We start from the raw sequence: 25,172 nt of genomic DNA on the forward strand, positions 1-25,172 counted from the left end.
CCGGTCCGGTGTTTGGGTGCGCTTGCCACAAAAGCGCACCCAAAGCGTCACCTTCTTTCAATAGGCGTTGCTGATTTCCAACGCGACCTGCTGCCCTTCCTGGCCTCGACCGACGGTAAGCTTCTGGAAAAGATCGAAGGACAGGCCATCCTGCCCGCGGGCGACACGGTGTTCTGGTCGATCGGGTTGGTGGTCGAGGATCCAACTTTCAAACACTGAGTAAGATGTGCTTCGTGCGAAATTTGCGCGGGGCTTTTCTTTTAATGTCAGCCTTGAGCCCATTCTACTAAATGCTGCACGGAGCACGAATGTCCGATGGTGGGTGAAGCATCACCAGCCGCACGGGGCCCGTTGGATCAAATCTCCCACTTGAAGCTTGTTTCTTGTTCAGTCACCTCCCAAAGCCTTGTCATTACCGGTTTGTCATACGCATGTGGGTTCAATGTACCCTTGCCGACCGGGCCAACGGCTTCAAAGCGGCCTGTTGGTCCGTAGAGCGCGCGTTGTTCGGTCAAATTCTCTTCGGTGGCGCACATGACTTCGGGATACGACCCTTGCTCGGCCGTTTGAACCATCGGCGTCATGGTCATAAGCCACCAGATGAACCGCATCGTCCGGCTGCCACTTGTACTGATCAGTGACGTTGCCGACGAGCCGGGATGGCAGACATAGGCCTCGACCTTGGTTCGCCCTACGGCTGCAAGCCTGTCCTGTAGTTCATAGGCGAACATCATTTGCGCGAGCTTGCTTTGTGAGTATGCGGTATTAGGCCCGTAACTCTCTTCCCAGTTCATGTCGTCGAATTTGATCGTCTTCAATCCCATGTTGTAGCCAAGACTGGCAACTACAACGATCCGACCCTTCGAGGCTTCGATCCGCTCGAACAGAAGACCACAGAGTAGGAAGTGACCGTAATGGTTGGTGCCAAGCTGGCTCTCGAACCCATCTTCTGTCAGCTTGCGGGTTGGCACCTGCGCGATGGCAGCATTGCAGATGAGCGCATCAATCCGGGGAACGGAATTTAGAACCTCGTCTGCAGCTTCACGCACGCTTGCGAGCGAAGCCAGGTCCATTCGTATGAAGATCACTTCTGCTTCACTGCCGAACTCACTCTTCAGGTCCGCAACAGCTGCCTGAGACTTCTCAGCCGAACGGTTCAACATCACGACCTTGGCGTTCTTTTTTAGGAGCGTCCGCGCGGCCTGGAACCCGGCACCGGCGTTGGCACCCGTGATGAGGTAGGTCTTGCCGGAGAGGTCGCCGAGGCGCTCAGGCATCCAGCCTTTGGGTCCAAATGTGGTATCTGGCATTTTTTATCTCCTATCCGCGTTGGCGCATGGGCCGAGCGAACTTTGTTGAAGCATGGAAATGCAGATAGCTCTCATAAGAACGCGGAAACAGGCAAAATTATCGCAAATACTTGCCCAATTGCATCAAAATAGTTGCCAGCATCGATCTGGAGCCATTACATCCCTCTTATGAGCAAGGATCAGATCAAGCAAATCATTGCAGACCGAACCGAAACGGACGGCCTGACTGAGACGGGCATCAAGGGTGTACGGCTGTTTCGCGCCACGCTTTCAATCCCCTGTGTTCCTGCCGTTTACGAGCCCTGCATCGTGGCCATCGTGAGTGGGGTGAAGGAAGCCGTTCTGGATGGCCGAAGATACGAATACGACAGCAGTCAATATCTCTGCTGTCCGATGTCGATACCGGTCAAGGCCGGTACGCCATTGGCCTCGCATGACAATCCTCTCTACGGGGTTATGATCTCACTGGAACAACGTGTTATGGCCGAGCTGGCGATGGAGATGGAAAATGCCGGGGGCGTTCTGCCTTCGGTCAAAGAAGAACTGCGGGAGCCCGGAATTAGGCTCGCGCGATGGGACGATGGTTTTACTGATGCGCTGCTGCGGCTACTGCGGCTCGGAGACAGCGAGACGGATACAGCGGTTCTCGGCGAGGCGCGATTGCGTGAGGTGCTCTATTCGATCCTGAAGGGAGAAGCTGGCACATTCGCACGGCAGGCATTCGGTGCTGGCAACGCCATCGCACGTTCCATTGCGCACGTGTCGTCACACTTGGATGCGCCGATCTCGATTGACGATATGGCAAGCCGAGCGGGTATGAGCCGGGCCGTCTTCCATCGCAAATTCAAGCAGGTTACGACGATGGCCCCAATCCAGTTCGTTAAGTCGATGCGGCTCAACAACGCCGCCATGAAGATCGCGGGCGGGATGCCTGTGAACGAAGCCGCGATGGACGTTGGCTATGTCAGCCCGTCCCAGTTCAGTCGCGAGTTCAAGCGCACGTATGGGCAATCGCCGAGGCAATGGGGAGAGGCACATCAACTTCCGGTCGATGTTGCATGAAGCTGACTTGCGTGAGCGGAGCGGACCTTGGAGCCACCGCTGCGAACGGAAGCTTTGTCCGCATTACGGCCACTCACTGACCCCACAAAAAAACAACGCCCCGCGTCTGGAGGAACGCGGGGCGGGTGTTGCGACGGTCCGGGAGGAGGAGACCGTCGCAGGATCTTAAAGCGCGTTAGTTCACGGCCTTGGCGTCAACCACATCCTTCTCGATGGCTTTCGCCGAAGAAATCTCGATCCGGCGCGGTTTCAGGGCCTCGGGCACTTCGCGTTTCAGGTCGATGTTCAGCATGCCGTTTTCATGGCTGGCGCCGGTGACACGGACATGGTCGGCCAGCGCAAAGCGGCGCTGGAACGCGCGCGTGGCGATGCCGCGGTGCAGGTAGCTGCGCTGTTTGTCTTCGGCGACTTTCTTACCGGCGACGATCAGCGCGTTTTCCTTCACTTCGACCGACAGGTCATCTTCCGAAAAACCGGCGACAGCGACGGAAATCCGATAGGTGTCGGCATCGGTTTTTTCGATGTTATAGGGCGGGTAGCTGGGCTGAGCCACGTCGTTGGTCAGAACGCGGTCCATCATGTCGGCGATCTGGTCGAAACCGATGGTGGCGCGGTGCAGCGGTGCAAAATCAAATGTACGCATGTGTCGTATCCTCATGTTTGAGCGATTCACGATTTGTTGCCCTCCGTTCGGACGGGCGGTGATGTTTCCCGAACCCCGTTGTGGCGATCCGGCACAATTCACATGGGTAGCGATTTCGCCGAGTTCAAGACCCGCCAGCACCGATGAATTTCGCACCAGAGCTGGACTTGCCCGATCCCACCTGCAACCGGCGGATCGAGGCCTTGGGTTGCGGCGCATCCCGCCGCATGATCGCCTTGAGTTCGGACACGACGCCGGCCAGTTCCATACCAAATCCGACCCTTTTTCCGTCATAGACTCCGACGGCGGACACCACGGACAGGATCTGCCAGCGCGGGCCATTTTTCGCCAGTATGGCCGAACCGGATGACCCAAAGGTAATATCGCAATCAAAGGTAATCAGACCCAGACGTCGTTCCAGAATTCGGCATGATCGTTCGCGCGTAATCGCCTCGGACCGGCCCAACCCGTATGAGGCAATGGTGATTTCCTTGTTGAGAATTTGCCCGCCATGCAAGGCGAAGGGATCGGCAATCGTGTAAGGGATTGGCTTTTCCAGACGCATGAGCGCGACGTCGGCGCGAACCGCTTCAGGCGAAAGCGGTTCATTCGCGCCATAGGCGGGATGGGCGGCGATCTGCACCACGTTGCGTTCGGCCAACGCCTTGCCGTTGCTCAGCCCGGCGCGGAAAACCACCTCGCCAGACCGGTAAGGTTTGCCGGTTTTCTTGTCCAGGGCGCAATGCGCTGCCGTCAGCACCAGGTCCTGCGCAATCAGCGTTCCGGTACAAAACGACCGCGACCCCAAATCCAATCGTCCGACCGCTTCCCATCCATACAGATCATCGCGGTCCACCAGCGTGCGTTTGCTTGATGTCTGGGCGGATGCTGCACCGATCAGAACGGACTGGCAAAACAGGAAGAACAGCAGAAACCTGATCATGGCCTTACGAACCTTGCCCCGATGTTTTTGCCTGAATCACCGGTTTTAGAGCCGTATCCGCGCCCCGCCGACAGTTCTGCACGCAGCAATTGCAGCGCATCCTCAACCGCCGTACCGATCGCGACGCTCTTGCCGCCCATCATCGCCTTGGCCGCAACGACCGAGACAATGCGGGGACGATTACCAGCAAAGGAAAACACCGGCGCGCCTGAAGCGCCAAAATCCACGTCGCAGGACATCACCAGAACACCCCCCTGCCCGGTCACGACAGAACAAACCTCCTGCAGGGATGGCGCCTCGGCCCTGTCCTGTGCGTAGGACACAACACCCACTTCTTCGCCCTGCACAGGGCGTTCACCAGTTTCGAAAGGAATGACCGTTGTGTTCCGGACCGGCTGCCACAACTCGATCAGCGCGATATCATGCCGGACACGTTCTGACGGGGTTCCGCCGTCAAAACGGTATTCTGGGTGGATTACGACCTGCCGGGCAGCGCGGTACGCCGATGCGCGGCCCAGGCGCCAACCAGCGAGAAACTCGATCAACGCGGGGTCAATCCGACGGCGCGTCGATTTGTCGAAAAGGCAATGTGCTGCAGTCAGAACCAGTCCGGGTGCAATCAGTGTCCCGGTGCAAAAACCGGTACCGGCGATATCCAACCGCCCGACGGCCATCCACTCGCGCCCGGAATCCGAAGTCTCAAGGCTTTTCAGCCCCGTGTCCTGCGCCATGGCTGCCATTGGCAACACAGCAAACGCTATGGCCCTGATCCAGTTTCGCACGCATGTCTCCGGTATTGCTAAAGACAGTTTGTTACGCAAACGGTGCGGCGAAAATAGGGCGCAGGCCCAGTCGGGGTTTTTCCATCGCAATTGAGGCAGCGTTGCATCAACCGCGATTACTTCAGAATGGGTACGTCACCGCCGTCGGCTGTTCGGCTTTGTTGCAAGGCCCTGGGCATTGGGCCGCCAGTCGCCCAGTCCAGTAACTCGACCGTGTGCACGACGGGCGTACCTGTTCCCGACCCGATCTGCATCATGCACCCAATATTTCCGGCGGCGATCACATCGGGCTTTTTCGCTTCCAGTGTCCGCACTTTGCGTTGCCTGAGCTGGGCCGAAATTTCAGGCTGCAACAGGTTATAGGTTCCGGCGCTGCCACAGCACAGATGACTGTCAGCCGGCTCGGACACGGTGAAACCTGCGCGCTTCAGCAAATCCTTGGGGTAGGTTTTGATCTTTTGCCCGTGCTGCAGCGAACAGGCCGCGTGATACGCCACACTCATGCCCCGGTCATCACTTTCCGGAAGATCCAGCTGCATCAGAAGCTCGCTCACATCCATGGCAATTGCAGATATACGTTCCGCATCCGCAGCCAGCGCGTCGTTGCGGAACATGTGACCGTAATCCTTCACGGTGGTCCCGCAGCCCGATGTATTGATGACGATGGCATCCAACCCCTTGCTGTCCATCTCGCGCGTCCAGGCCCGGATGTTGGTCGCGGCAGAAGCGTGACTTTCGCGCGTCTTGCCCATGTGATGGGTCAACGCTCCACAGCAACCGGCGCCATCGGCGACCACGACCTCGCACCCCAATCTGGTCAACAGGCGGATTGTGGCGTCATTGATATCGGTGTTCAGCGCCTTTTGTGCGCAACCTGTCATCAACGCCACGCGCTTTTTGCGTTCGCCCTTGGACTCAAAGCACTGCGGATCATCGTTTCGGCTCACTGGCGGGATGTGTTTTGGTGCCATATCCAGCATTGCACGCAAACGCGCATCAGGCATCAGAAAGCGAAATGGCCGCCCCAGCTTTGCCCCGATCAAAGCCCACCTGAACCGCATCGGGTAAGGCAGGATCTGCGCCAGCATCCAGCGCAGTGCACGATCCATGAAGGGGCGCTTGTAGTTCGTATCGATATACTCGCGCGCGTGATCGACCAGATGCATGTAATGCACGCCCGACGGGCAGGTGGTCATGCAAGCCAGACAGGACAGACAACGGTCAATGTGTTTGACGGTCTTTTCGTCCGGAACGCGATTGTTCTCCAACATGTCCTTGATCAGGTAGATACGCCCGCGCGGGCTGTCCAGCTCATCCCCCAGAACCTGGTATGTCGGGCAGGTCGCAGTGCAAAAACCGCAATGCACGCAACTCCGCAGGATGTCGTTGGACCTTCGGATTGCGGGATCCTGCAACTGTTCTTCGGAAAAAGTTGTCTGCATTACCCTACCCCATCAGGCCCGGATTGAATAAACCCTTCGGGTCAAACCGCTGTCGCAATCCCTGCGTCAGCGCGGCCACCCCTGCAGGTTCGGGCTGAAAACGACCAAACCGTGCGATTTCAGCATCGTTGCCCCGAACAAGCGTGGAATGCCCCGGAACCTCGGCCAGCGCGGCCCGAAGATCGACCCCTTCGGGCGCAAGCGTCCAGATCAGCCCTCCGCCCCAATCCAGAAGATGAGTGCAGCCCGGCTGGTCTACGACGCGCAGCATGTCTGTCGGCTTGACGGACGTTTTCCAGACATTTCCCGCAGTGTCTGCGAAGGGCTCGACATCACGAACAGCCTTCCAGATCGCCTCGTTTTCCGCAGCGTCGGTCACTATTCGGTCGGGCTTTTGATGGTTGAACATTTCTGCCAGTTTGCCAACCCGATACGCAACTGAATCGCTGAACCCTTCAATACGAATGACCGTCTCGGACGTTGTTTGTTTCATCTGTGATTCGCCCGGCAGTCGCGCGGCACCCGTGACTTCGAAAGGGGACGCCAGCGCCTCGCTGAACAGTTTCAGGGATTGTGTCCAGTCGCACCCGCTCCACACCAGAGTTGCCGAACTTTCCGAGCGCGGCAAAACTTTCAGCGAGACCTCGGTCAACACGCCAAGCGTCCCCCACGACCCGGCCAACAGCTTGACCAGATCGTATCCGGTAACGTTTTTCATCACCCGGCCACCGTTTCGGATCACTTGCCCCAAACCGCCGACATAGCGCACGCCCAAAAGAAAGTCCCGACACGCCCCCGCCTGCACGCGGCGCGGCCCCGAGACATTGGCAGAAACCACGCCCCCTATTGTCGGCTCGCCTGTTGTGCCCATCAGCGCGCGATGATCCATCGGCTCGAACGCAAGCCTCTGGCCTTCGGCATCAAGCGCGGCATTGATATCCGCTACCGAAGTTCCGGCCCGGGCGACCAATGTCAGCGCACCAGGCTCATAGAGGGTGATCCCGCGCAATCCTGTCACACTCAGGTCCGCATCCGGCCCGGTCACACCTCGGGTACCTCCCCCGGCAATTCGCACCGGCTGCGCCAGCCCGGCTACCATTTCGGCCAGTTCGGCCTCTGTTTCAGGTCTCATGTCTCTTCTTCTGTTCCAAAATCCTCGGGGCGATCGCGTGACGAGGGCAGTGCCCCCTACTCCGCAGCAATTCGGCGCGTCGCCGAAACATCCAGTGGAAACACTTTGGCCGGGTTCAGCAGCCAGTTCGGATCGAACACATCCTTGACCGCCATCTGCGCTTCAAGATCCTGCGCCCCGTACTGATGCGTCATCAGATCGCGCTTTTCGATTCCGACCCCGTGTTCGCCGGTCAGACATCCCCCGACATCGACGCATAGCTTCAGTATTTCGGCACCGAACGCTTCGCATTTCTCAAGATCGCCCGGTTTGTTGGCATCGAACAGGATCAGCGGATGCATGTTGCCGTCGCCTGCATGAAACACGTTGCCGACAGGCAGTCCGAATTCCTCACTCATCTCGCCGATACGTCGCAGCACTTTTGGAAGCGATGAAACCGGGATCGTGCCGTCGAGACACATATAATCGTTCATCTGCCCCATCGCTCCAAAGGCCGATTTGCGCCCCAGCCAAATTCGGGCGCTTTCCTCGGCGGACTGGCTTTCGCGCAGTTCGACCGGGTTGTGACGTTTGGCGATCTCGACGATCTTCGACAACTGGCTGTCGATCTCGGCCTCGGATCCTTCGACCTCGACAATCAGCAGGGCTTCGCAATCCGGATACCCGGCTTTGGCAAAGTTCTCACAGGCCTGAATGCACAGACGGTCCATGAATTCGATTGCCACCGGCAGAATGCCTGACTTTATTATGTCGGACACGCACTGCCCGGCGACTTCGTTATCGTCAAAACCCATCAGAACAGGCCGGGCGCCTTCCGGTTTGCGCAGGATGCGCAGCGTTGCCTCGGTCACGACACCCAATTGCCCTTCCGAGCCGCAGATGACGCCAAGCAGGTCCAGTCCGTCTGAATCCAGATGCGCCCCGCCGATTTCGACCACGCTGCCGTCCATCATTACCATCTTCACGCCCAGCAGGTTGTTGGTCGTCACCCCATATTTCAGGCAATGCGCCCCACCCGAATTCATTGCGATATTACCGGCAATCGCGCAGGCCAGTTGCGATGAGGGGTCCGGGGCATAGAAGAAATCATTGTCTTCGACTGCACCGGTAACACTCAGGTTCGTTCGGCCCGTCTGCACCCGGATGAAACGGTTGTCGTAGTCTACCTCCAGCACATCGTTCATACGTGCGACGCCCAGAATGACACAGTCGGCGGTTGGCAGGGCGCCTCCGGCCAGAGACGTCCCCGCACCACGCGGCACAACCGGCACGCCTTCCTGATGGCAAATACGCAGAACCTCCGAAACCTCTTGCGTGGTAGATGGCAGAACCACCAGCATCGGAGGGCACCTGTATGCCGTCAGGGCGTCGCATTCATAGGCCCGGGTTTCAGCCTGATCGTGAATGATCGCATCGCTTGGCAAAACCTGTTGCAGGCGCATTGTGATCCTGTGCTTTCGTGAAATCACGTCCGGATCAGGCAGTGGCATTTCCATGGCGAACCCTCCCTTTTGGTAAAATAATATTACCAAAAGGGAGGGCTGACAAGCATTCATCTGGTGGCCGCTTCGGCCCCACATGATCAGTACCGTCCAAACGCACGGTCACACCGATCAGCTCTTCACATTGCACTGACAACCGGTCAGACAGACACACAGACGTGATTAACAATCCGCTTACAAAACCGTAGCTTCGGACCATGCGATACCTGATTCTCAACCTTCTCCTTGCTGCGCCAGCCCTCGCCGACCCGCCCGTGATCGAAAATGTCTCGACCAGCAGCAACGGGGATACGTGGCGGTTTGATGTCACCATCCGTCACCCTGACACCGGCTGGGATCACTACGCGGATGGTTGGCGTATTCTCAACATGAACGGCGAACAGATTGGTATTCGCGTTCTGCACCATCCACACGAGACCGAGCAGCCTTTCACGCGATCCCTGAGCGGCATCACGATACCGGCGGGCACGTCGCAGGTTCAGGTGCAGGCCCGTTGCAGCGTGGACGGCTGGAACGCCGAGACGACAATCGTCCAGTTGAAGTGACGATCAGAACACACCCAGACTGAGGCCGGCGGCCATGGCTGCCCCAACTTCGGAGCATTTGTCCAGTTGGTCGGCCGGGATGGTCTTTTCGGCCAGTATAGCCTCGGACGTCTGGGCATGGGTGCAAACAATCAAAGGGGGCTGCACCTCTTTCAATCGCCATCCCGTCGCGATCCTTGCGATCTGACGGGCGGCATTTTGGCCATCTGACCCGGCGCATATCATTTGTGCATACGGACGGCCTTCGATTTTTCCCAAAACCGGATAGTAGCTGCGGTCGAAGAATTCTTTCATCTGACCCGAAATCGCCGCCAGATTCTCGGGTCCGCAGAAGATGTATCCATCGGCGCGCAGCAGGTCCTCGGGCTCAGCCTGACAGGCGGTTTTCAACACCACATCTGCCTCAGCCCGCCCCGCCTCTGCCGCAGCCTCGGCCATCTGACGGCTACCACCGGTGCGTGAATGATAGATGATCAGAAGCTGTGCCATGTCAGACCCGGTGATAGGGGCCGCCCGACAGAATAGTTGCGGCCCGGTAGAGTTGTTCGGCCAACATCACACGGACCAACATGTGAGGCCAGACCATCGACCCAAAGGAAATGGAAAAGTCGGCCTCGGCGCGCAGACCCGGATCTATTCCGTCCGCCCCGCCAATGATCAGCGCCAGATCCTGTCGCCCGGTATCCCGCCAGTTGCCCAGCTTCCGCGCAAAATCGGGAGAGGACAACACCTGTCCCCGCTCATCCATTGTACAGATTACAGCCCCTTTGGGCAGTGCCTTGCGCAGAAGCGCGCCCTCGGCGCCCATACCGGCGTTTTTCTTATCTTCAACCTCGATCACCCGCGCAGGACCAAGGCCCAGCGCACGGCCGGTCCGGTCAAATCGGGTAAGATAATCGTCAAGCAGGGTCTTCTCCGGTCCGGCGCGCAATCGCCCGACCGCAACTATGCTGATACGCATGTCTCTCTAGCCTCCGGCCAGTTAATGCAGGCCGGGATGGCGCCTCAGTTCGCCGAGGCGCTGCCGCCCTGAGGCAGCCACATCTTTTCCAGCTGGTAGAATTCACGCACTTCGGGACGGAAGATATGGACGATCACGTCGCCCGTATCGATCAGCACCCAGTCGCCGGCATCCTTGCCTTCGACCTTCGAGGTGAAACCGAATTCCTGCTTGATGCGATCCGTCAGCTTTTCCGCCATGGCCGAGACCTGACGGGTCGACCGACCCGAGGCAATCACCATGTGATCCGCAACCGACGATTTGCCCTGCAGGTTGATCTGCACGACGTCTTCGGCCTTGTCATCGGAAAGTGAGGAAAGGATGCGTTCAAGCAGCTTGTCGCTGATTGACTGAGAGTGGGCCATTACGCTGGCACCATCATCGGCGGGCAAACCCGCCTGTGTATGTAGAGACAGGACATAGTCCTCCTTTGCTGCGCGCCGCCAAAACCCCGGCGCTGGGGTACTATTAAGGTAACAAGGGGAATGCAACATTTCAATGAATGGGCGATTTCAGGGCGCCTGGCCCTTTCACTCTCTCGAGAGTTGTTGCGCGTCTGCGTCGTCGGGAAGCAAGCGAACCTCACGCTGCGGGAAGGGTATTGTTATTCCCTCATCCTTGAACGCGTCCCACAGCGCCAGGTAGACATTGCCCCGGATATTCGTCAGCCCCTTGGTCGGGTCGCTGATCCAGAACCGCAACACGTAGTCCACGCTGCTGTCGCCGAAACCGGTGATGTGGCAGACAGGTTCGTGCGAGCCGCCGCTCAGCACCCGGGCCACCGTTTTAACGGACCGGATGGCCGTGGCACGTACCTTGTGTGGGTCATCGCCATAGCTGGTGCCGAACTTCAGATCCAGCCGAACGAACTTGTCAGAATGCGACCAGTTCACCACCTGATTGGTGATCAGATCCTCATTCGGGATCAGATATTCGCGCCCATCTCGAGTGACGACCGAAACATAACGCGCGCCCAGCGCATTGATCCAGCCGAACGTGTCGCCCAGCGATATGACATCGCCGGGTTTGATCGACCGGTCCATCAGGATGATGATCCCGGAAATCAAGTTCGACACCACTTTCTGAAGCCCGAAACCGATGCCGACACCGATCGCACCGGACAACAGCGCGATCCCCGTCAGGTCGAAGCCAAGCGTGCGGATCGCGGCCATGAAAACCGCGCCGTAAAGCAGCACCTGAATGCCCTTGGCCAGCAACACCTGCATCGAGGGCGTAATGTCGTCGTTGCTTTTCAGCCCGCGCTCGGCCGCGCGCGTTCCAAGCCGGGCCAGCGTCAGCAGGATGCCGATCAGCAGGACAGCCTTGATGATCCCAAGCGCCGAGATATGCAGATCGCCGATGGAAATCGCCACCCCGTCCAGGAACCCGGCCACATCATCGGTCAACCCCAGGGCAATCAGCGTTGCATAGACCCACATGGACCACTTGAATATCTGCCGCAGCGTTCGGTTCCGCACCAGCCGCGAGACCAGCGCGATGGCCAGCCAGGCCAGGCCCAATGTGGCAAAAACACCGATGATGTAACTGCGCGAGGGCCATGTCGCCTGCTGCATCCCCCAATAAAGTCCCCAGGACAGCAGCGTGAAATATACGAGCGTCAGGCGCCGCATCAGTTGGACCAGAATGCGCAGTCGCCATTTCGGCCAGCCGGAGCGCGCGCGGGCCCAGGCCTCCCACCGGCTCTGTGTCAGCAGTTTCAGCAGGAACGCCAACAACCACACTAACAGGATGATGACGAGTTGGTACTGCCTCCAGCCCGGCGTGACGATCAATTCGATCAGATTTTCAAGCTGTTCTGAAAAAGCCGCCGTCATGTTCGCGTAAAGCTCGGACAGCGTTTCCGGTAGCAAATCCTGGTTCATGCCCGCCAGATTGGCGATCTGTGCGAGGCGATGCAAGCCCGCACGCGAACTGCACCGGTATTGAACCTTGATTGACGTGAGTGGCCGTTATATCTGAACCGCATGAGACTCAATGTGGCCCAACTTCAGAATCTGGAAGACCGCGCGCGTCTGCGTGAACGGTTCTACGGGGCTGCCCGCACGGTCCTGGCGCGCCTATCGGCCGCCTGAGCCAACTCGCCAGCTATTTCTCATTACTTACGGGAGAGGACCGATGTCCCCCAAGACACTCTATGACAAGATCTGGGATGCCCATGTCGCGCACGAAGCCGATGATGGCACCTGCCTGCTGTATATCGACCGCCACCTGGTGCACGAAGTCACCAGCCCGCAGGCGTTCGAAGGCCTGCGCATGGCGGGCCGCAAGGTGCGCGCGCCAGAAAAGACCATTGCCGTGCCGGATCACAACGTTCCCACCACGCCGGATCGCGTAAACGGGATCGAAAACCCGGAATCGCGCATTCAGGTCGAAGCGCTGGACAAGAACGCCAAGGATTTCGGCATTCACTACTACCCGGTGAATGACGTTCGTCAGGGCATCGTGCACATCGTTGGCCCGGAACAGGGCTGGACCCTGCCCGGAATGACCGTCGTCTGTGGCGACAGCCACACCGCCACCCACGGCGCGTTTGGCGCCTTGGCCCACGGCATCGGCACGTCTGAGGTCGAGCATGTTCTGGCCACGCAGACGCTGATCCAGAAGAAATCCAAGAACATGAAGGTGGAAATCACTGGCAAACTGCAACCAGGAGTGACCGCGAAAGACATCACCCTGGCCGTGATCGGTGAGACCGGCACCGCCGGCGGCACCGGCTATGTCATTGAATATTGCGGCGAAGCGATCCGTGATCTGTCGATGGAAGGCCGCATGACCGTCTGCAACATGGCGATCGAAGGCGGTGCCCGCGCAGGCCTGATCGCACCTGATGAGACCACCTTTGTATATGTCAAAGGCCGCCCGCACGCCCCGAAAGGCGCGCAGTGGGAAGCCGCGATGGACTGGTGGAGGACGCTCTACACCGATGAAGGTGCGCATTTCGACAAGGTCGTCACCCTGCGTGGCGAAGACATCGCGCCGGTCGTGACCTGGGGCACCAGCCCCGAGGACGTTCTGCCGATCACCGCAACAGTGCCCCACCCCGAGGATTTTGAAGGCGGCAAGGTCGATGCAGCACGTCGTTCGATCGAGTACATGGGCCTGACAGCCGGTCAGAAACTGAGCGATGTGGAAATCGACACCGTCTTCATCGGCTCGTGCACCAATGGCCGAATCGAAGATCTGCGGGCCGCCGCCGCGATCCTGAAAGGCAAGAAGATCAAGGACGGCATGCGCGCGATGGTCGTGCCCGGCTCGGGTCTGGTCCGTGCTCAGGCCGAGGAAGAAGGTCTGGCAGACATCTTCAAAGAGGCCGGTTTCGAATGGCGTCTGGCGGGATGCTCAATGTGTCTGGCGATGAACCCCGATCAGTTGCAGCCGGGCGAGCGCTGTGCCGCGACCTCGAACCGCAATTTCGAGGGTCGTCAGGGCCGGGGCGGACGCACCCATCTGCTGAGCCCGGCAATGGCTGCCGCAGCGGCAATCACAGGACGGCTGACAGACGTCCGTGAACTGATGTAAGCTACCCTCATATCTAGATATTTGAGGGAGAGACTGAAATGAGTGATTGGGTCAAATGGCTCCTGCTGGGGCTGCTGTCCATAGCGTTCGGCGTCTTTGTGCTGGGCGCGCCTTATGTGGCGTCAATTGCCGTCACACTGGTTACGGGTGTGCTGTTGCTGATCTCCGGCGTACTGCAGGTTGCCGGGGGGTTTTCGGTTGAAGGAACGGGTAACAAAATCCTGTCCTTCATCATGGGGGCCGTGATGTTGTTCCTGGGTTGGTCCTTCCTGGACAACCCGCTGGAAGGTACGCTGACGCTGGCAACGGTTGTTCTGATCCTGTTCATGGCAGGCGGGATTGCCCGAATCATCCTTTCAGTTCAGATGCGCGGAACGTCATTTTTCTGGCCGACCCTGATTTCGGGGATCTTGTCGATCATCCTGGCAGGCATCATCTGGTCTTATGCGGCTGCGGAACCAACGGTTCTGCTGCGGTTGCTGGGCATCCTGCTTGGCATCGAGATGCTGTTCAACGGGTTCGGTCTGGTCTTCATGGCGCTCTTCGTCAAAGGCGCACCAAACGAAACGACAGAAGCGAAAGAAGCTTAAACGCGGGGCATGGGCGCGGCCCTCTCCCGCAGGAGTGTGAACATGGAAAAGTTTGAAAAAGTCCACGGGGTGGCCGCCCCAATGCCGCTGATCAATATCGACACCGATATGATCATTCCGAAAGTACATCTGAAAACCATCAAACGGTCCGGCCTTGGCGTCGTGCTGTTTGACGAGATGCGTTATCACGATCATGGCGGCGAGAACGAAGATTTCGTCCTGAACAAGCCCGCCTACCGCAACACCGAGATTCTGGTGGCCGGTGACAATTTCGGCTGCGGCTCGTCGCGGGAACACGCGCCCTGGGCGATCAAGGATTTCGGCATCAAGGTCGTGATCTCGACCAGCTTCGCCGACATCTTCTTCAACAACTGCTTCAAGAACGGCATCCTGCCTATCGTGGTCGAGGCAGAGCATCACGCGATCCTGATGGAAGATGCACACAAGGGCGAAAACGCCCGCATGACCGTGCATCTGGAAGATCAGCAGATCACCACCTCGGACGGCGTTGTCATCGAGTTCGAAATTGACCCGCACCGCAAGCATTGCCTGCTGAACGGTCTGGACGATATCGGCCTGACGATGGAAAAAGACCATCACATCGACAGATTCGAGGAACATGCCAGCCAGTCCCGCCCGTGGGTCTGATTCTGGAAACGAATCTGGGGATACTCAACCTGACGGGGTCGCCAAGGCGGCCCCGCTCGCATTCTTGGGGTTGAAAACGCGCGGCCCACAACATGTAGGTATCAATTTGACATACACGTCGGATTTGCGTCAAAAATGATGCAATCCCGCACCAGTTGCGCCATCATTTTGCCTGAAAGCACGTGTTTTCTGCCCCTTGGCTTGAGCTGATTGACCGGTTTTGTTCATCTTGCTTCAAAACAGGCATCCGCCGATGACTCACTCGGCAGGCACAAGTTGGAATGAAGTCGGCACAGAACTGACTGATCCAGTTTGAAAGGGTTCGGAATATTGATTGCGCGCACAACCGGGGCGGCGATACGTGGAATACTGGTGGCACTGATGGTGCTTACCCCTGCGTTATATCTGCCGATATCTTCGACGAACGGAACCGAGATTGTCGTCTTTCTCGCGATCCTCGCGTTTTTCCTGACCTTTGCAGAATACAACTCTGCCTTCCCCAGTTTCATTGAATTCCGTGATGCACCGCCGGTAAACCGGCTGCGCTTTGTCGGATTGCTGTCGATGGTCACGTTTCTGACGCTGATCTGCAAAAACATGTACGCCCCGACCGAGCTGACACGCGCGGTCTATTCCATGGGCCTCGCTGTAGCCAACGTGGCTGACTTTCCATATTCACCGGTTCGGCTGATCGTTCTGATGCTTCCTGCTGACGCCGGGCAGTCGATGATCGAACTGGTTCGGGCGACCGCCAGTGTGGCCTATGTCGCGGCCCTGGTGACAATTGCAAGCTTTGCTTATGCCGTGAAGCTGCGCGGCTGGCCGACAGGAAACGGCGCGTTCAATGTCTGGACCAATCTGCCGCTGTTTGACCCGACCAAGGGCGGTGACGTCGTCACCCGCCTGCAGCGCGATGGCCGACTGAATATCTCGATCGGTATCCTTCTGCCGTTCCTGATTCCCGCGCTGATCAAGCTATTGACCGATTTTGCCAATCCCATCTCGCTCAGCAATCCGCAGACGCTGATCTGGACCATGTGTGCGTGGGCCTTCCTGCCTGCCAGCATGATCATGCGGGGGATGGCGACCCTGCGCATTGCCGGGCTGATCGTCGAAAAGCGCCGCGCATACTCCACAGCCGAGTCAACGCAGACTGCATGATCCGCGCCCTTGTCCTGTTGCTGCTGCCCTTCGCAGCGCAGGCAGAGACGGTACGCGTCGCGACTTTCAACACGGAACTCAGCCGGGAAGGTCCGGGTCTTTTGCTGCGCGACATACTGCAGGGTGACGATCAGGTTCAGGCAGTGGTCGAGGTTCTGGGCGCGGTTCGACCCGACATCGTGGCTTTGCAAGGTATCGACTGGGATCTGGACGGCCTGACTCTGACCGCGTTCACCGAACAATTGCGCATCCAAGGCTTGGACTACCCCCACAGTTTTTCGGTACGGCCCAATTCCGGACTGGAAACGGAGGTCGATCTGGATGGAGATGGCGAAACGCAAGGACCCGGCGATGCACAAGGCTGGGGGCGTTTCACGGGGCACGGCGGGCTTGCGGTCTTGTCGCGATATAAGATCATTCAGTCCGAGACGCTGGATTTCTCTGCGCTGCTGTGGCGCGATTTGCCAGGGGCGCAACTGCCACAGCAGGCAGAAAGGCCATTTCCCTCAGCTCAGGCGCAAGACGTGCAACGCCTGTCATCAACCGGTCACTGGGTCGTGCCAGTCGACACCCCGATCGGCAAACTGAACCTTTTCACGTTTCATGCCACGCCACCTGTCTTCGACGGCCCTGAAGACCGCAACGGATTGCGCAACCGCGATGAGCTTCGGTTCTGGTCACTGCTTCTGGACGGGCATTTGGGACCGGCACCGACCGCCCCGTTTGTCATTGCCGGGGACGCCAATCTGGACCACGAAGGTGGCGAGGGTCATCGCGACGAAATCCGGAAACTGCTGGCCGATCCACGCTTGCAGGACCCGATCCCTCGCAATGGTGAGGGTGACACCAACACAGTTCGCTGGAAAGGGGTCGGCGAACTGCGGGTAGACTATGTGTTGCCATCCTCGGATCTGACGGTTGCAGGGTCGGGGATGTTCTGGCCACCAGAAGACTCGGCCCTTCGCAAAACCGCAAAACGCGCCAGCAGGCACAGGTTGGTCTGGGTCGACCTGACTGCGCCCTGAGGCGTGCGCCTGTCAGGCGCCGACTGCGTGCGATGACTGGGATTGCGATACACGAAACTCTGGCGATGTTTTACGCAATGCAACATCCAGATCAGTTTGCGGAATCCGCCCAAGCAAGTCGCGCAGCGCAGTTCCATCCAGACTGTGCGGCACATTCCAAAGATACCGCATCTCAATCAGATGCGGCGCCAGCCGCCAGAACGGGCGGGCCAAATATATGGGCCACCACCGCATCGGCTTCACAAGGACTTGGGCTCCGGTCACACGCGACAGTGCCTTCGCCAGTTCCGAGCCGGTCAGCGTATACCCCGCAAAGGAAACATCGCAGAACCTGGGCAGGCTGGCCCTGCGTTCCGCCAGCTCTACCGCGGTTCTTGCAAGATCCGGCAGATAGGCCCAGGAATGCGGAATGTCCGGATCACCCGGATAGGTGATCCAACCCCTTTGCAATGGCTTGGCGATAACCTGATCGAACCAGTTTCCGGAGGCACAGGTATCTATGAAATCACCTGCCCGCAGGATGATCGTGCAAACCGGCGAAGAACGGTACGCGTCTTCCATCTCGACCCGAATACGACCCAAGGGGTTCGTTGCCTCATGCGGTGTGTCCGCAGACCATGGCCCTGGCGCGTTGGCGTCAAAAACATAGACGTTTCCGGGCACGATAACTGTGGCGCCTGTTTCCGTTGCGGCGGAAATCACCTGTTTGTGCAGTTTTGGAACCTGTCTTTCCCAATCCGGATATTTCGGGTTCCACGCGTTGACGATCACATCCACGCCTTGGGCTTCCGCCTGCAAACTCTGCGTTTTGCGGTCGAAGGTGCGGACCTGCCAGCCCGCATCTTGAAACGCTGCCTTTGCATTTCGGCCGAACCGGCCTGTGGACCCCAGAATGAGAACGGTTTTTGTCATGGCTTTCTCCTGTCAGAGCCAAGATATCCATTCACATCACATGGGGAATTGCCGAAAACAGCAGATCATGTATTCATCTGTGAATGGATAAATCCCTCACCCACTCAGACTGGTCGCTGATTCAAAGCTTTTTGTCAGTGGCGGAAACCGGCTCTCTCTCGGCTGCGGCGCGTCAGCTCAATCGCAGTCAGCCAACGCTCGGGCGGCAGATCCAGACCCTTGAAGCCGATTTAGGTGTTTCCCTGTTCGAACGGCATGCAAGAGGCCTGCGCCTCAGCGATGCAGGTGCTCAGCTTTTGCCGATGGCCCAGCAGATGCATGCGGCCATGAACGCCTTCAATCTGACTGCGGCCGGGCAATCGACGCAATTGGAAGGGTCGGTCCGCATTACGGCTTCGGTCTTTGCCTCGCATCACCTTCTGCCGCCAATTCTGGCCCAGATCCGCATACAGGAGCCGTCCATACAACTTGAGCTGGTTGCCACGGACACCAGCGAAAACCTGCTGTATCGCGAGGCAGACATCGCCGTGCGCATGTACAGGCCCGAACAGGTGGACATTGTATCCCGCTATCTCGGGGACGTGCCGCTTTGTTTCTGTGCTGCCCGCTCGTATCTGGATCGGGCTGGCCGCCCTCAAACCCCCGAGGACCTGTTCCGGCATGATCTGGTCGGATTTGACGCCAACGAACAGATCATCACCGAGATGCGCAACAAGGGTTGGCCCGCCAATCGGGACAACTTTGCCACAAGATGCGATCTGCAAAGCGCCTATTGGGAATTGATCCGCGCCGGCTGCGGCATCGGTTTCAGCCAGGTGCAGGTGGCTGAAGCGGATCCGGATGTCGAGATTCTGCAGCTGGACGTGGAGATTCCGGTATTGCCGGTGTGGCTTGCCGCCCCTCAGGCGATGCGACAGACACCGCGCATTCGCAGGGTCTGGGACCTGTTGGCCGAAGGTTTGCGGGCCAGCCTGTAAGCGATCAGAGCGCCCCTGTGTAGGTACCGCGCGGCGGATAGCTGTTGTCGAGCGCGTATTTGATACCGCCTTTCATGTCCGAAACCGACGGCCGGCCAAATGGGGTCGATTGCAGCCATGCGAAATACAGCGTCCGGTCCGGGGCAATATAGAAATGCCCGGGCTCGGCGAAAAATGCGGCCTCGGCGGTGCCTTCCCGCCCTTTGGACATATACAAACCCCAGTTATCTCGTGCCGCAGGCAGCGGCAGACTGTGCCCGACCCTCAGCCGCGACGTGCCCGCTTTTCCAACAGTTTCAGCCGCCCGCTCGGCCGTGTCTGTGCTCAGCATGATCACTTCGACACCAAGCGCGGCGAAGTCATCCAGCGCAGCTTCCACCTCGCCCATCTGCCGGATACAGATCGGGCAATGCAAACCGCGATACTGAATCACCAGTGTCCCGTTTTCGCCCTTGTCGGCATCCAGATCGAACGTTCCGTGCCCCACGGTCTGGATTTTCAGTTCAGGAACGGCGTTTCCCGGTATCAACATGTGTTTTCCTTCTGATTTGACGGGTTCGTCTCATTGACCCGATGCGGCGCAAACGCTAGGGCCATTGCGACAAAACGCAAGGAGACCCTTCATGTCCAACCCCTCGCTCCTCATCCTGCCCGGAGACGGAATTGGCCCGGAAGTTATGGCCGAAGTGCGCAGAATCATCGACTGGTTCGGCGAAAACCGCGGCCTTCACTTTGACGTGAGCGAGGATCTGGTCGGCGGCGCGGCCTATGATGCGCACGGCAAGCCCCTGTCGGATGAGACTATGGCCAAGGCGCAGGAGGTCGACGCGGTTCTTCTGGGTGCCGTGGGTGGTCCGAAATACGATGATCTGGACTTCAGCCTGAAACCCGAACGCGGTCTGCTGCGCCTGCGCAAGGAGATGGACCTGTATTCCAACCTGCGCCCGGCACAATGCTTTGACGCATTGGCGGATTTCTCATCGCTGAAAAAGGACGTGGTCGCAGGCCTCGACATCATGATCGTGCGCGAGCTGACCTCGGGCGTCTACTTCGGCGAGCCGCGCGGCATCTTCGAAGAAGGCAACGAGCGTGTGGGCATCAACACCCAGCGCTACACCGAATCCGAGATCGAACGCGCCGCACGTTCGGCCTTTGAACTGGCCATGCGCCGGAACAAGAAACTGTGCTCGATGGAGAAAGCCAACGTGATGGAATCGGGCATTCTGTGGCGCGAGGTTGTTACTCGCGTCGGCCAGGAATACCCCGAAGTCGAACTGAGCCATATGTATGCCGATAACGGTGCGATGCAGTTGGTTCGCGCACCCAAGCAGTTCGATGTAATCGTCACCGACAACCTGTTCGGCGACGTGCTGTCCGATTGCGCCGCGATGCTGACCGGTTCGCTGGGGATGCTGCCGTCGGCCAGCCTTGGCGCGCCGATGGCGAATGGCCGCCCCAAGGCGATGTATGAACCAGTGCATGGGTCAGCCCCGGACATCACCGGTCAGGGCAAAGCCAACCCGATTGCCTGTATCCTCAGCTTTGCCATGGCGCTGCGCTACAGCTTTGATCAGGGCGCCGAGGCCGACCGCCTTGAAGCCGCGATCGAGAAAGTTCTGGCCGACGGCGTGCGCACAGCCGATCTGCTGGCCGAAAAAGGGGTCGAGCCGGTCTCGACCACCGAAATGGGCGACGCCATTCTGGCCGCGCTGGACGCCAGCGTCTGAAAAACACCGAAGGCGGCGCGCAGGTCGCTGCCTTCCCCTTTTTTTGGCGCGGGTCAGTTCCCGCCAAAAATATCCTTCAGCAAGTTATCCACCGCTTTGGCAAAACCACCGGGTTTGCGTTTAGGATTTCTGGGTTTTGCCACCTGCTTGGGTTGCTCCGGCAGCATCATCGGCAATGGCGTGGGCGTCATCCCCTCGGTCACGCGCAGCATGGTTTCCCTCCATATCTCTGCGGGCAGACCGCCACCTGTCACTCCGGACAACGGCGTGTTGTCGTCATAACCCATCCAGACACCCGCCACATAGTCCGCCGTAAAGCCAATGAACCACGCATCGCGGGCCGCCTGCGTCGTGCCGGTCTTTCCTGCCACCTGCCAACCCGGCAGCTTCGCGCGTTGGCCGGTGCCTTCGGAAACGACACGCTCCATCATCCAGGTCAGTTGCCGGGCCGCGTCATCGCGGATCACACGTTCACCAATCCCTGTCGTCGTTACCATCACCGGCGTTTCATCACCCAGAAGCTTGAGTTCCGTCAGACCGTACGGTTCAACCGCTGAGCCACCGTTCAGGATGCCGGCATATGCTCCCGTCATCTCGATCAGCGTGCTTTCCGACGCGCCCAGCGCCAGTGCGGGGCCCTGCGCAAGATCGCTGGCGATACCGAAACCGCTGGCAACCGTGCGAACGTTTTCCAGCCCGGAAATCTCGGCGACTTTCACTGCTGGTATATTCAAGGAGTTCTTAAGCGCATCCGCCAGCGTGACCCGGCCATAATACTTCTTGGTATAGTTCTTGGGGCACCATTGCCCGGAACCGGGAATGTCGATGCAGTAGGGCTCGTCCACGACGATATCCAACGGGGAATACCCCAGTTCCAGCGCCGTAGCATAAACGAAGGGCTTGAACGAGGAACCGGTCTGGCGCAGCGCCTGGGTCGCCCGGTTGAACGCGCCCGATACACGGGTCTTGCGACCACCGACCATCGCGCGCACGGCGCCATCAGCGGACATCACAACGATCGCGGCTTGCGCCTTGGACCCGTCGCGCACTTTTTCCTGAAAAATGTACTGCAGCGCCTCTTCAGCCGATTTCTGCAGGCGCTGATCCAGGGTGGTGCGGATTACCACGTCCTCGGTCGTATTGCGCGTAAAGAACTCGGGCCCGCTGGCCATGACCCAGTCGGCGAAGTACCCGCCTGCCCGCGCGGCGGCGGCTTCGGAAAGCTCTGCCGGGTTATTTCGCGCTGCTGATGCCTGAGAGGCTGTCAGGTAGCCCTGCGCCTCCATCAACCCGACCACAAGCCGTGCCCGGTCCTGCGAGCGTTGGAGATCGTTGGTGGGTGCAAACCGCGTCGGGGCGACCAGCAACCCGGCCAGCATCGCAGCCTGGGACGGATTGACCTCGGCCGCCGATATCCCGAAGTACCGCTGACTTGCGGCCTCAAACCCGCGCGCACCGGCGCCAAGGAAAGCGCGGTTCAGATAAATCGTGAGAATCTCATCCTTGGAGTATTTGACCTCCATCGCCATCGCGTAGATGGCTTCCTTGGCCTTGCGCCAGAGTGACCCCTGCCGGCAATCAGCTTCATATGCGGCCTCTGATTCCCATTCGCTTGGCACATAAGGCACACCCAGACACAACAGCTTGGCCGTCTGCTGCGTGATGGTCGACCCACCGTGGCCCGACAAGGGACCGCGCCCTTCACTCAGATTGATGCGAACCGCGCTGGCCACACCCCGTGGGCTGACACCGAAATGGCGATAGAACCGCTTGTCCTCGGTCGCCACAACGGCGTTTTTGAGATGGGGCGAGACAGTGCTGGCCGTTATCACCCCGCCAAACTGATCACCGCGCCAGGCAAAGACTTTGCCGTTGCGATCCAGCAGCGTGACCGAACCACGCGCACGACCGTCCAGCAGCGCATCAACATCCGGAAGCGTAGAATAGACCACGCCGACGGCCAACATCAGCAACAGCCCGACGATTGCGCCGACACGCCACGTCAGCCCCCAGAGCAGGCGGAAAACCCACCGGAACATGCGACGGAACACGCCGCCGCCACCGCCGCCGGTGCGACGCGTTTTCTTTCGCCCAGTCCTGCGCATCGCCGTCTTTCGGGCGTTTGATTTCTTGCCAGCGGGTTTTGCAGCCCGCTTGGTCGCCGTGGGCTTGCGGCCCTTCGACGGATACCTTTTTTCTGCGACCAGTGGCGGCTTTCGGCGCTTGGACTCAGTCATGCTCAAACTCTGCCCGATTGTGCTTTTGCGTCACCTTACCTTGGCAACGCGGTCATGTAGAGGTGTGAAATTCCGGTAATTTCCCTCTCAGATTCGCTTAAAATTTAAACATGTCGGAAATTTTGTGCAAAAAATGTGCAACTTTGCCCTGATTTCCCTCGCGTCCGGGCTGTCAGACCGTTTCCTATGACGCCCGCTCAGGCTCTTTTTCTGCAGGTGCAAACAAACCGGCCTGCCCGGGAAGCAGAGGGGAAAGACGTGAAACTGATCATTGCGACAATCAAGCCGTTCAAGCTTGAGGAGGTGCGCGAGGCACTGACCGAAGCGGGCGTGCGCGGCATGATGGTAACCGAGATCAAGGGCTTTGGTTCGCAGTCGGGCCACACGGAAATCTATCGCGGCGCCGAGTACGCGGTGAACTTCGTGCCCAAGATCAAACTGGAAATCGTGGTTCCCGCCACGATGACCGACCAGATCGTCGAAACCATCACCAAAACAGCCAAAACCGGCAAGATCGGCGATGGCAAGGTTTTCGTCCTCGATGTCGAGCAGGCCCTGCGCGTGCGGACCGGGGAAACCAACGAAGAGGCGCTGTAAGGCGTCCCCACTCATAGTCATTCGAGGAAGTCACATGAACCTGATGAAATCTCTCATCCCTGCTGCCGCGCTTGTCGTGCTGCCGCAGATGGGCCTTGCGCAAGAGGCCGCCGCTGGCGAGACCGCGCAGCACACGCAATACATCCTGACCTCGCTGCTGTTTCTGGTTGGCGGGTTCCTGGTGTTCTGGATGGCCGCTGGCTTTGCCATGCTCGAGGCCGGTCTGGTGCGCTCCAAGAACGTGGCGATGCAGCTGATCAAGAACATGGGCCTGTTTTCGTTTGCCGCCATCATGTACTGGCTGGTCGGCTTCAACCTGATGTATCCGGGTGATGGCTGGATGATCCCTGGCTTCCTGGGCGCAATCGCACCCACATCGCTAGAACCCGTCGGTCTTGCCGGAGTGGAAACCGACCTGTCCTATGCCTCCGTCGGTTCGGACTTCTTCTTCCAGCTGATGTTCTGCGCCACCACTGCGTCGATTGTCTCGGGCACCATGGCGGAACGTGTCAAACTGTGGCCGTTCTTCGCCTTTGTGATCGTGCTGACCGGCATCATCTACCCGATCGAAGCATCCTGGCAGTGGGGCGGCGGTTGGCTGTCCGAGATGGGCTTCAGTGACTTCGCTGGCTCGACTCTGGTCCATGCCGCAGGTGGCTTCGCGGCGCTGGCAGGCGCCATCGTGCTGGGCCCGCGTATCGGCAAGTACAACAAGGACGGCAAGGTTGTTCCGATCCCCGGTTCGAACCTGGCGCTGGCAACTTTGGGCACGTTCATCCTTTGGCTGGGTTGGTTCGGCTTCAACGGCGGCTCGCAGCTGGCAATGGGCACCATCGGAGACATGGCCGACATCAGCCGCATCTTTGCCAACACCAACATGGCTGCTGCAGCGGGTGCCGTCGCCACGCTGATCCTGACGCAACTGATGTATGGCAAGGTCGATCTGACGATGGTACTGAACGGCGCGCTGGCTGGTCTGGTGTCGATCACCGCCGAACCGCTGGCCCCGTCGCTGTTCCAGGCGCTGATCATCGGCGCAATCGGTGGCGTCATCGTCGTCCTGACCGTCCCGATGCTGGACCGCATGAAGATCGACGACGTGGTCGGCGCTATCCCGGTTCACCTGATCGCAGGTTTCTGGGGTACGTTCATCGTGGCATGGACCAACAGTGACGCCAGCTTTGTGACCCAGATCATCGGCTTTGCCGCCATCGGCATCTTCGTCTTCGTGGTCAGCTATGTCCTCTTCTCGGTTCTCAAGGCCACGGTCGGCCTGCGGGTTGGCGAAGAAGAAGAGATCAACGGGCTCGACATGGGCGAGCTGGGTATGGAAGCCTATCCGGAATTCTCCAAGGGCTAAACCTTAAGAAAAAACAAAAAAACCCGGGCAGTTCTGC

General features: G+C 58.9%; 27 protein-coding genes. 13 read left to right on the forward strand and 14 right to left on the reverse strand.

All coding sequences use genetic code 11. The annotated features are described in order from the left end of the window. Positions 1–12: 12 nt before the first annotated feature. Complete coding sequence (locus tag ACR0MI_RS12005; RefSeq protein WP_170615557.1) at positions 13–219, forward strand: hypothetical protein; 207 nt, start codon at positions 13–15, stop codon at positions 217–219. Between the two features lie 137 nt (positions 220–356). Here ACR0MI_RS12005 and ACR0MI_RS12010 read toward each other — a convergent pair whose 3' ends face one another. Then, the gene (locus ACR0MI_RS12010) at positions 357–1,310 is read right to left on the reverse strand and encodes an SDR family oxidoreductase (RefSeq protein ID WP_170817161.1); all 954 of its coding nucleotides are present in this window, start codon (positions 1,308–1,310) and stop codon (positions 357–359) included. A 168-nt stretch (positions 1,311–1,478) separates the two neighbouring features. On the opposite strand from ACR0MI_RS12010, the gene ACR0MI_RS12015 reads away from it, so the two are divergent. Beyond that, positions 1,479–2,372: an AraC family transcriptional regulator gene (locus ACR0MI_RS12015; RefSeq protein ID WP_170615561.1), complete on the forward strand. Its 894-nt coding sequence runs from the start codon at positions 1,479–1,481 to the stop codon at positions 2,370–2,372. A gap of 175 nt (positions 2,373–2,547) precedes the next feature. Here the strand turns inward: ACR0MI_RS12015 and ACR0MI_RS12020 are convergent, their stop codons facing one another. The 6 genes from ACR0MI_RS12020 to ACR0MI_RS12045 form a co-directional block, all read right to left on the reverse strand. After that, on the reverse strand, positions 2,548–3,015 hold the full coding sequence (locus ACR0MI_RS12020; RefSeq protein ID WP_170615563.1) for an Hsp20 family protein: 468 nt from the start codon (positions 3,013–3,015) through the stop codon (positions 2,548–2,550). A 124-nt stretch (positions 3,016–3,139) separates the two neighbouring features. After that, on the reverse strand, positions 3,140–3,958 hold the full coding sequence (locus ACR0MI_RS12025) for a trypsin-like serine protease (protein WP_170615565.1): 819 nt from the start codon (positions 3,956–3,958) through the stop codon (positions 3,140–3,142). Then, positions 3,955–4,740, reverse strand: coding sequence for a trypsin-like serine peptidase (locus ACR0MI_RS12030; protein WP_321250447.1), 786 nt, complete (start codon positions 4,738–4,740; stop codon positions 3,955–3,957). The genes ACR0MI_RS12025 and ACR0MI_RS12030 overlap by 4 nt, the downstream gene beginning before the upstream one ends. A 116-nt stretch (positions 4,741–4,856) precedes the next feature. Next, a complete protein-coding gene (gene glcF, locus ACR0MI_RS12035) occupies positions 4,857–6,182 on the reverse strand; it encodes a glycolate oxidase subunit GlcF (RefSeq protein WP_170615566.1) in 1,326 nt (441 codons plus the stop codon). A gap of 4 nt (positions 6,183–6,186) precedes the next feature. Continuing rightward, positions 6,187–7,314 carry an FAD-binding protein gene (locus ACR0MI_RS12040; RefSeq protein WP_170817149.1) on the reverse strand — a complete coding sequence of 376 codons (1,128 nt, stop codon included), beginning with the start codon at positions 7,312–7,314 and terminating at the stop codon, positions 6,187–6,189. 56 nt (positions 7,315–7,370) lie between these two features. After that, positions 7,371–8,810, reverse strand: a complete 1,440-nt coding sequence (locus ACR0MI_RS12045) for an FAD-linked oxidase C-terminal domain-containing protein (RefSeq protein WP_170615570.1) — start codon at positions 8,808–8,810, stop codon at positions 7,371–7,373. Positions 8,811–9,013: 203 nt separating this feature from the next. Here ACR0MI_RS12045 and ACR0MI_RS12050 point away from each other — a divergent pair, with 203 nt between their 5' ends. Beyond that, positions 9,014–9,361, forward strand: a complete 348-nt coding sequence (locus tag ACR0MI_RS12050) for a hypothetical protein (RefSeq protein ID WP_170615572.1) — start codon at positions 9,014–9,016, stop codon at positions 9,359–9,361. A gap of 3 nt (positions 9,362–9,364) precedes the next feature. Here ACR0MI_RS12050 and ACR0MI_RS12055 read toward each other — a convergent pair whose 3' ends face one another. The 4 genes from ACR0MI_RS12055 to ACR0MI_RS12070 form a co-directional block, all read right to left on the reverse strand. Beyond that, positions 9,365–9,850, reverse strand: a complete 486-nt coding sequence (locus ACR0MI_RS12055; RefSeq protein WP_170615574.1) for a flavodoxin family protein — start codon at positions 9,848–9,850, stop codon at positions 9,365–9,367. Between the two features lies 1 nt (position 9,851). Beyond that, a complete protein-coding gene (gene rlmH, locus ACR0MI_RS12060) occupies positions 9,852–10,322 on the reverse strand; it encodes a 23S rRNA (pseudouridine(1915)-N(3))-methyltransferase RlmH (protein ID WP_170615576.1) in 471 nt (156 codons plus the stop codon). Positions 10,323–10,366: 44 nt separating this feature from the next. Next, complete coding sequence (rsfS, locus tag ACR0MI_RS12065; protein ID WP_058276550.1) at positions 10,367–10,726, reverse strand: ribosome silencing factor; 360 nt, start codon at positions 10,724–10,726, stop codon at positions 10,367–10,369. A 165-nt stretch (positions 10,727–10,891) separates the two neighbouring features. After that, on the reverse strand, positions 10,892–12,244 hold the full coding sequence (locus tag ACR0MI_RS12070; RefSeq protein ID WP_480854454.1) for a mechanosensitive ion channel family protein: 1,353 nt from the start codon (positions 12,242–12,244) through the stop codon (positions 10,892–10,894). A 114-nt stretch (positions 12,245–12,358) separates the two neighbouring features. Here ACR0MI_RS12070 and ACR0MI_RS12075 point away from each other — a divergent pair, with 114 nt between their 5' ends. The 6 genes from ACR0MI_RS12075 to ACR0MI_RS12100 all read left to right on the forward strand — a co-directional run bounded on the left by ACR0MI_RS12075 (position 12,359) and on the right by ACR0MI_RS12100 (position 17,325). Then, positions 12,359–12,454 carry an isopropylmalate isomerase gene (locus ACR0MI_RS12075; protein ID WP_480441683.1) on the forward strand — a complete coding sequence of 32 codons (96 nt, stop codon included), beginning with the start codon at positions 12,359–12,361 and terminating at the stop codon, positions 12,452–12,454. A 43-nt stretch (positions 12,455–12,497) separates the two neighbouring features. Further along, entirely contained in the window at positions 12,498–13,901 is a 1,404-nt protein-coding gene (leuC, locus tag ACR0MI_RS12080) for a 3-isopropylmalate dehydratase large subunit (protein ID WP_170615578.1), read from the forward strand. A gap of 38 nt (positions 13,902–13,939) precedes the next feature. Further along, the gene (locus tag ACR0MI_RS12085; RefSeq protein WP_170615580.1) at positions 13,940–14,491 is read left to right on the forward strand and encodes a DUF308 domain-containing protein; all 552 of its coding nucleotides are present in this window, start codon (positions 13,940–13,942) and stop codon (positions 14,489–14,491) included. Between the two features lie 42 nt (positions 14,492–14,533). Continuing rightward, on the forward strand, positions 14,534–15,139 hold the full coding sequence (leuD, locus tag ACR0MI_RS12090) for a 3-isopropylmalate dehydratase small subunit (protein WP_170615582.1): 606 nt from the start codon (positions 14,534–14,536) through the stop codon (positions 15,137–15,139). 330 nt (positions 15,140–15,469) lie between these two features. Then, the gene (locus tag ACR0MI_RS12095; protein ID WP_170615584.1) at positions 15,470–16,300 is read left to right on the forward strand and encodes a hypothetical protein; all 831 of its coding nucleotides are present in this window, start codon (positions 15,470–15,472) and stop codon (positions 16,298–16,300) included. Further along, a complete protein-coding gene (locus ACR0MI_RS12100) occupies positions 16,297–17,325 on the forward strand; it encodes an endonuclease/exonuclease/phosphatase family protein (protein WP_170615586.1) in 1,029 nt (342 codons plus the stop codon). Before ACR0MI_RS12095 ends, ACR0MI_RS12100 begins: the two co-directional genes overlap by 4 nt. A 12-nt stretch (positions 17,326–17,337) precedes the next feature. Here ACR0MI_RS12100 and ACR0MI_RS12105 read toward each other — a convergent pair whose 3' ends face one another. Continuing rightward, on the reverse strand, positions 17,338–18,237 hold the full coding sequence (locus ACR0MI_RS12105) for a Rossmann-fold NAD(P)-binding domain-containing protein (RefSeq protein WP_170615588.1): 900 nt from the start codon (positions 18,235–18,237) through the stop codon (positions 17,338–17,340). An 83-nt stretch (positions 18,238–18,320) separates the two neighbouring features. On the opposite strand from ACR0MI_RS12105, the gene ACR0MI_RS12110 reads away from it, so the two are divergent. Continuing rightward, positions 18,321–19,214: a LysR family transcriptional regulator gene (locus tag ACR0MI_RS12110; protein WP_170615590.1), complete on the forward strand. Its 894-nt coding sequence runs from the start codon at positions 18,321–18,323 to the stop codon at positions 19,212–19,214. 4 nt (positions 19,215–19,218) lie between these two features. On the opposite strand, the gene ACR0MI_RS12115 is transcribed toward ACR0MI_RS12110, so the two are convergent. Then, the gene (locus ACR0MI_RS12115) at positions 19,219–19,746 is read right to left on the reverse strand and encodes a redoxin domain-containing protein (RefSeq protein ID WP_170615592.1); all 528 of its coding nucleotides are present in this window, start codon (positions 19,744–19,746) and stop codon (positions 19,219–19,221) included. 91 nt (positions 19,747–19,837) lie between these two features. On the opposite strand from ACR0MI_RS12115, the gene leuB reads away from it, so the two are divergent. Then, positions 19,838–20,941 (forward strand): 3-isopropylmalate dehydrogenase, encoded by a 1,104-nt coding sequence (gene leuB, locus ACR0MI_RS12120; protein WP_170615594.1) that lies wholly within the window; start codon positions 19,838–19,840, stop codon positions 20,939–20,941. A gap of 53 nt (positions 20,942–20,994) precedes the next feature. Here the strand turns inward: leuB and ACR0MI_RS12125 are convergent, their stop codons facing one another. Continuing rightward, positions 20,995–23,178, reverse strand: coding sequence for a PBP1A family penicillin-binding protein (locus tag ACR0MI_RS12125; RefSeq protein ID WP_170615597.1), 2,184 nt, complete (start codon positions 23,176–23,178; stop codon positions 20,995–20,997). Between the two features lie 258 nt (positions 23,179–23,436). Here ACR0MI_RS12125 and ACR0MI_RS12130 point away from each other — a divergent pair, with 258 nt between their 5' ends. Beyond that, on the forward strand, positions 23,437–23,775 hold the full coding sequence (locus ACR0MI_RS12130; RefSeq protein ID WP_170615599.1) for a P-II family nitrogen regulator: 339 nt from the start codon (positions 23,437–23,439) through the stop codon (positions 23,773–23,775). 34 nt (positions 23,776–23,809) lie between these two features. Then, complete coding sequence (locus ACR0MI_RS12135; RefSeq protein WP_170615601.1) at positions 23,810–25,135, forward strand: ammonium transporter; 1,326 nt, start codon at positions 23,810–23,812, stop codon at positions 25,133–25,135. Positions 25,136–25,172: the final 37 nt, after the last annotated feature.

This window comes from Ruegeria sp. D4, from assembly GCF_056534475.1.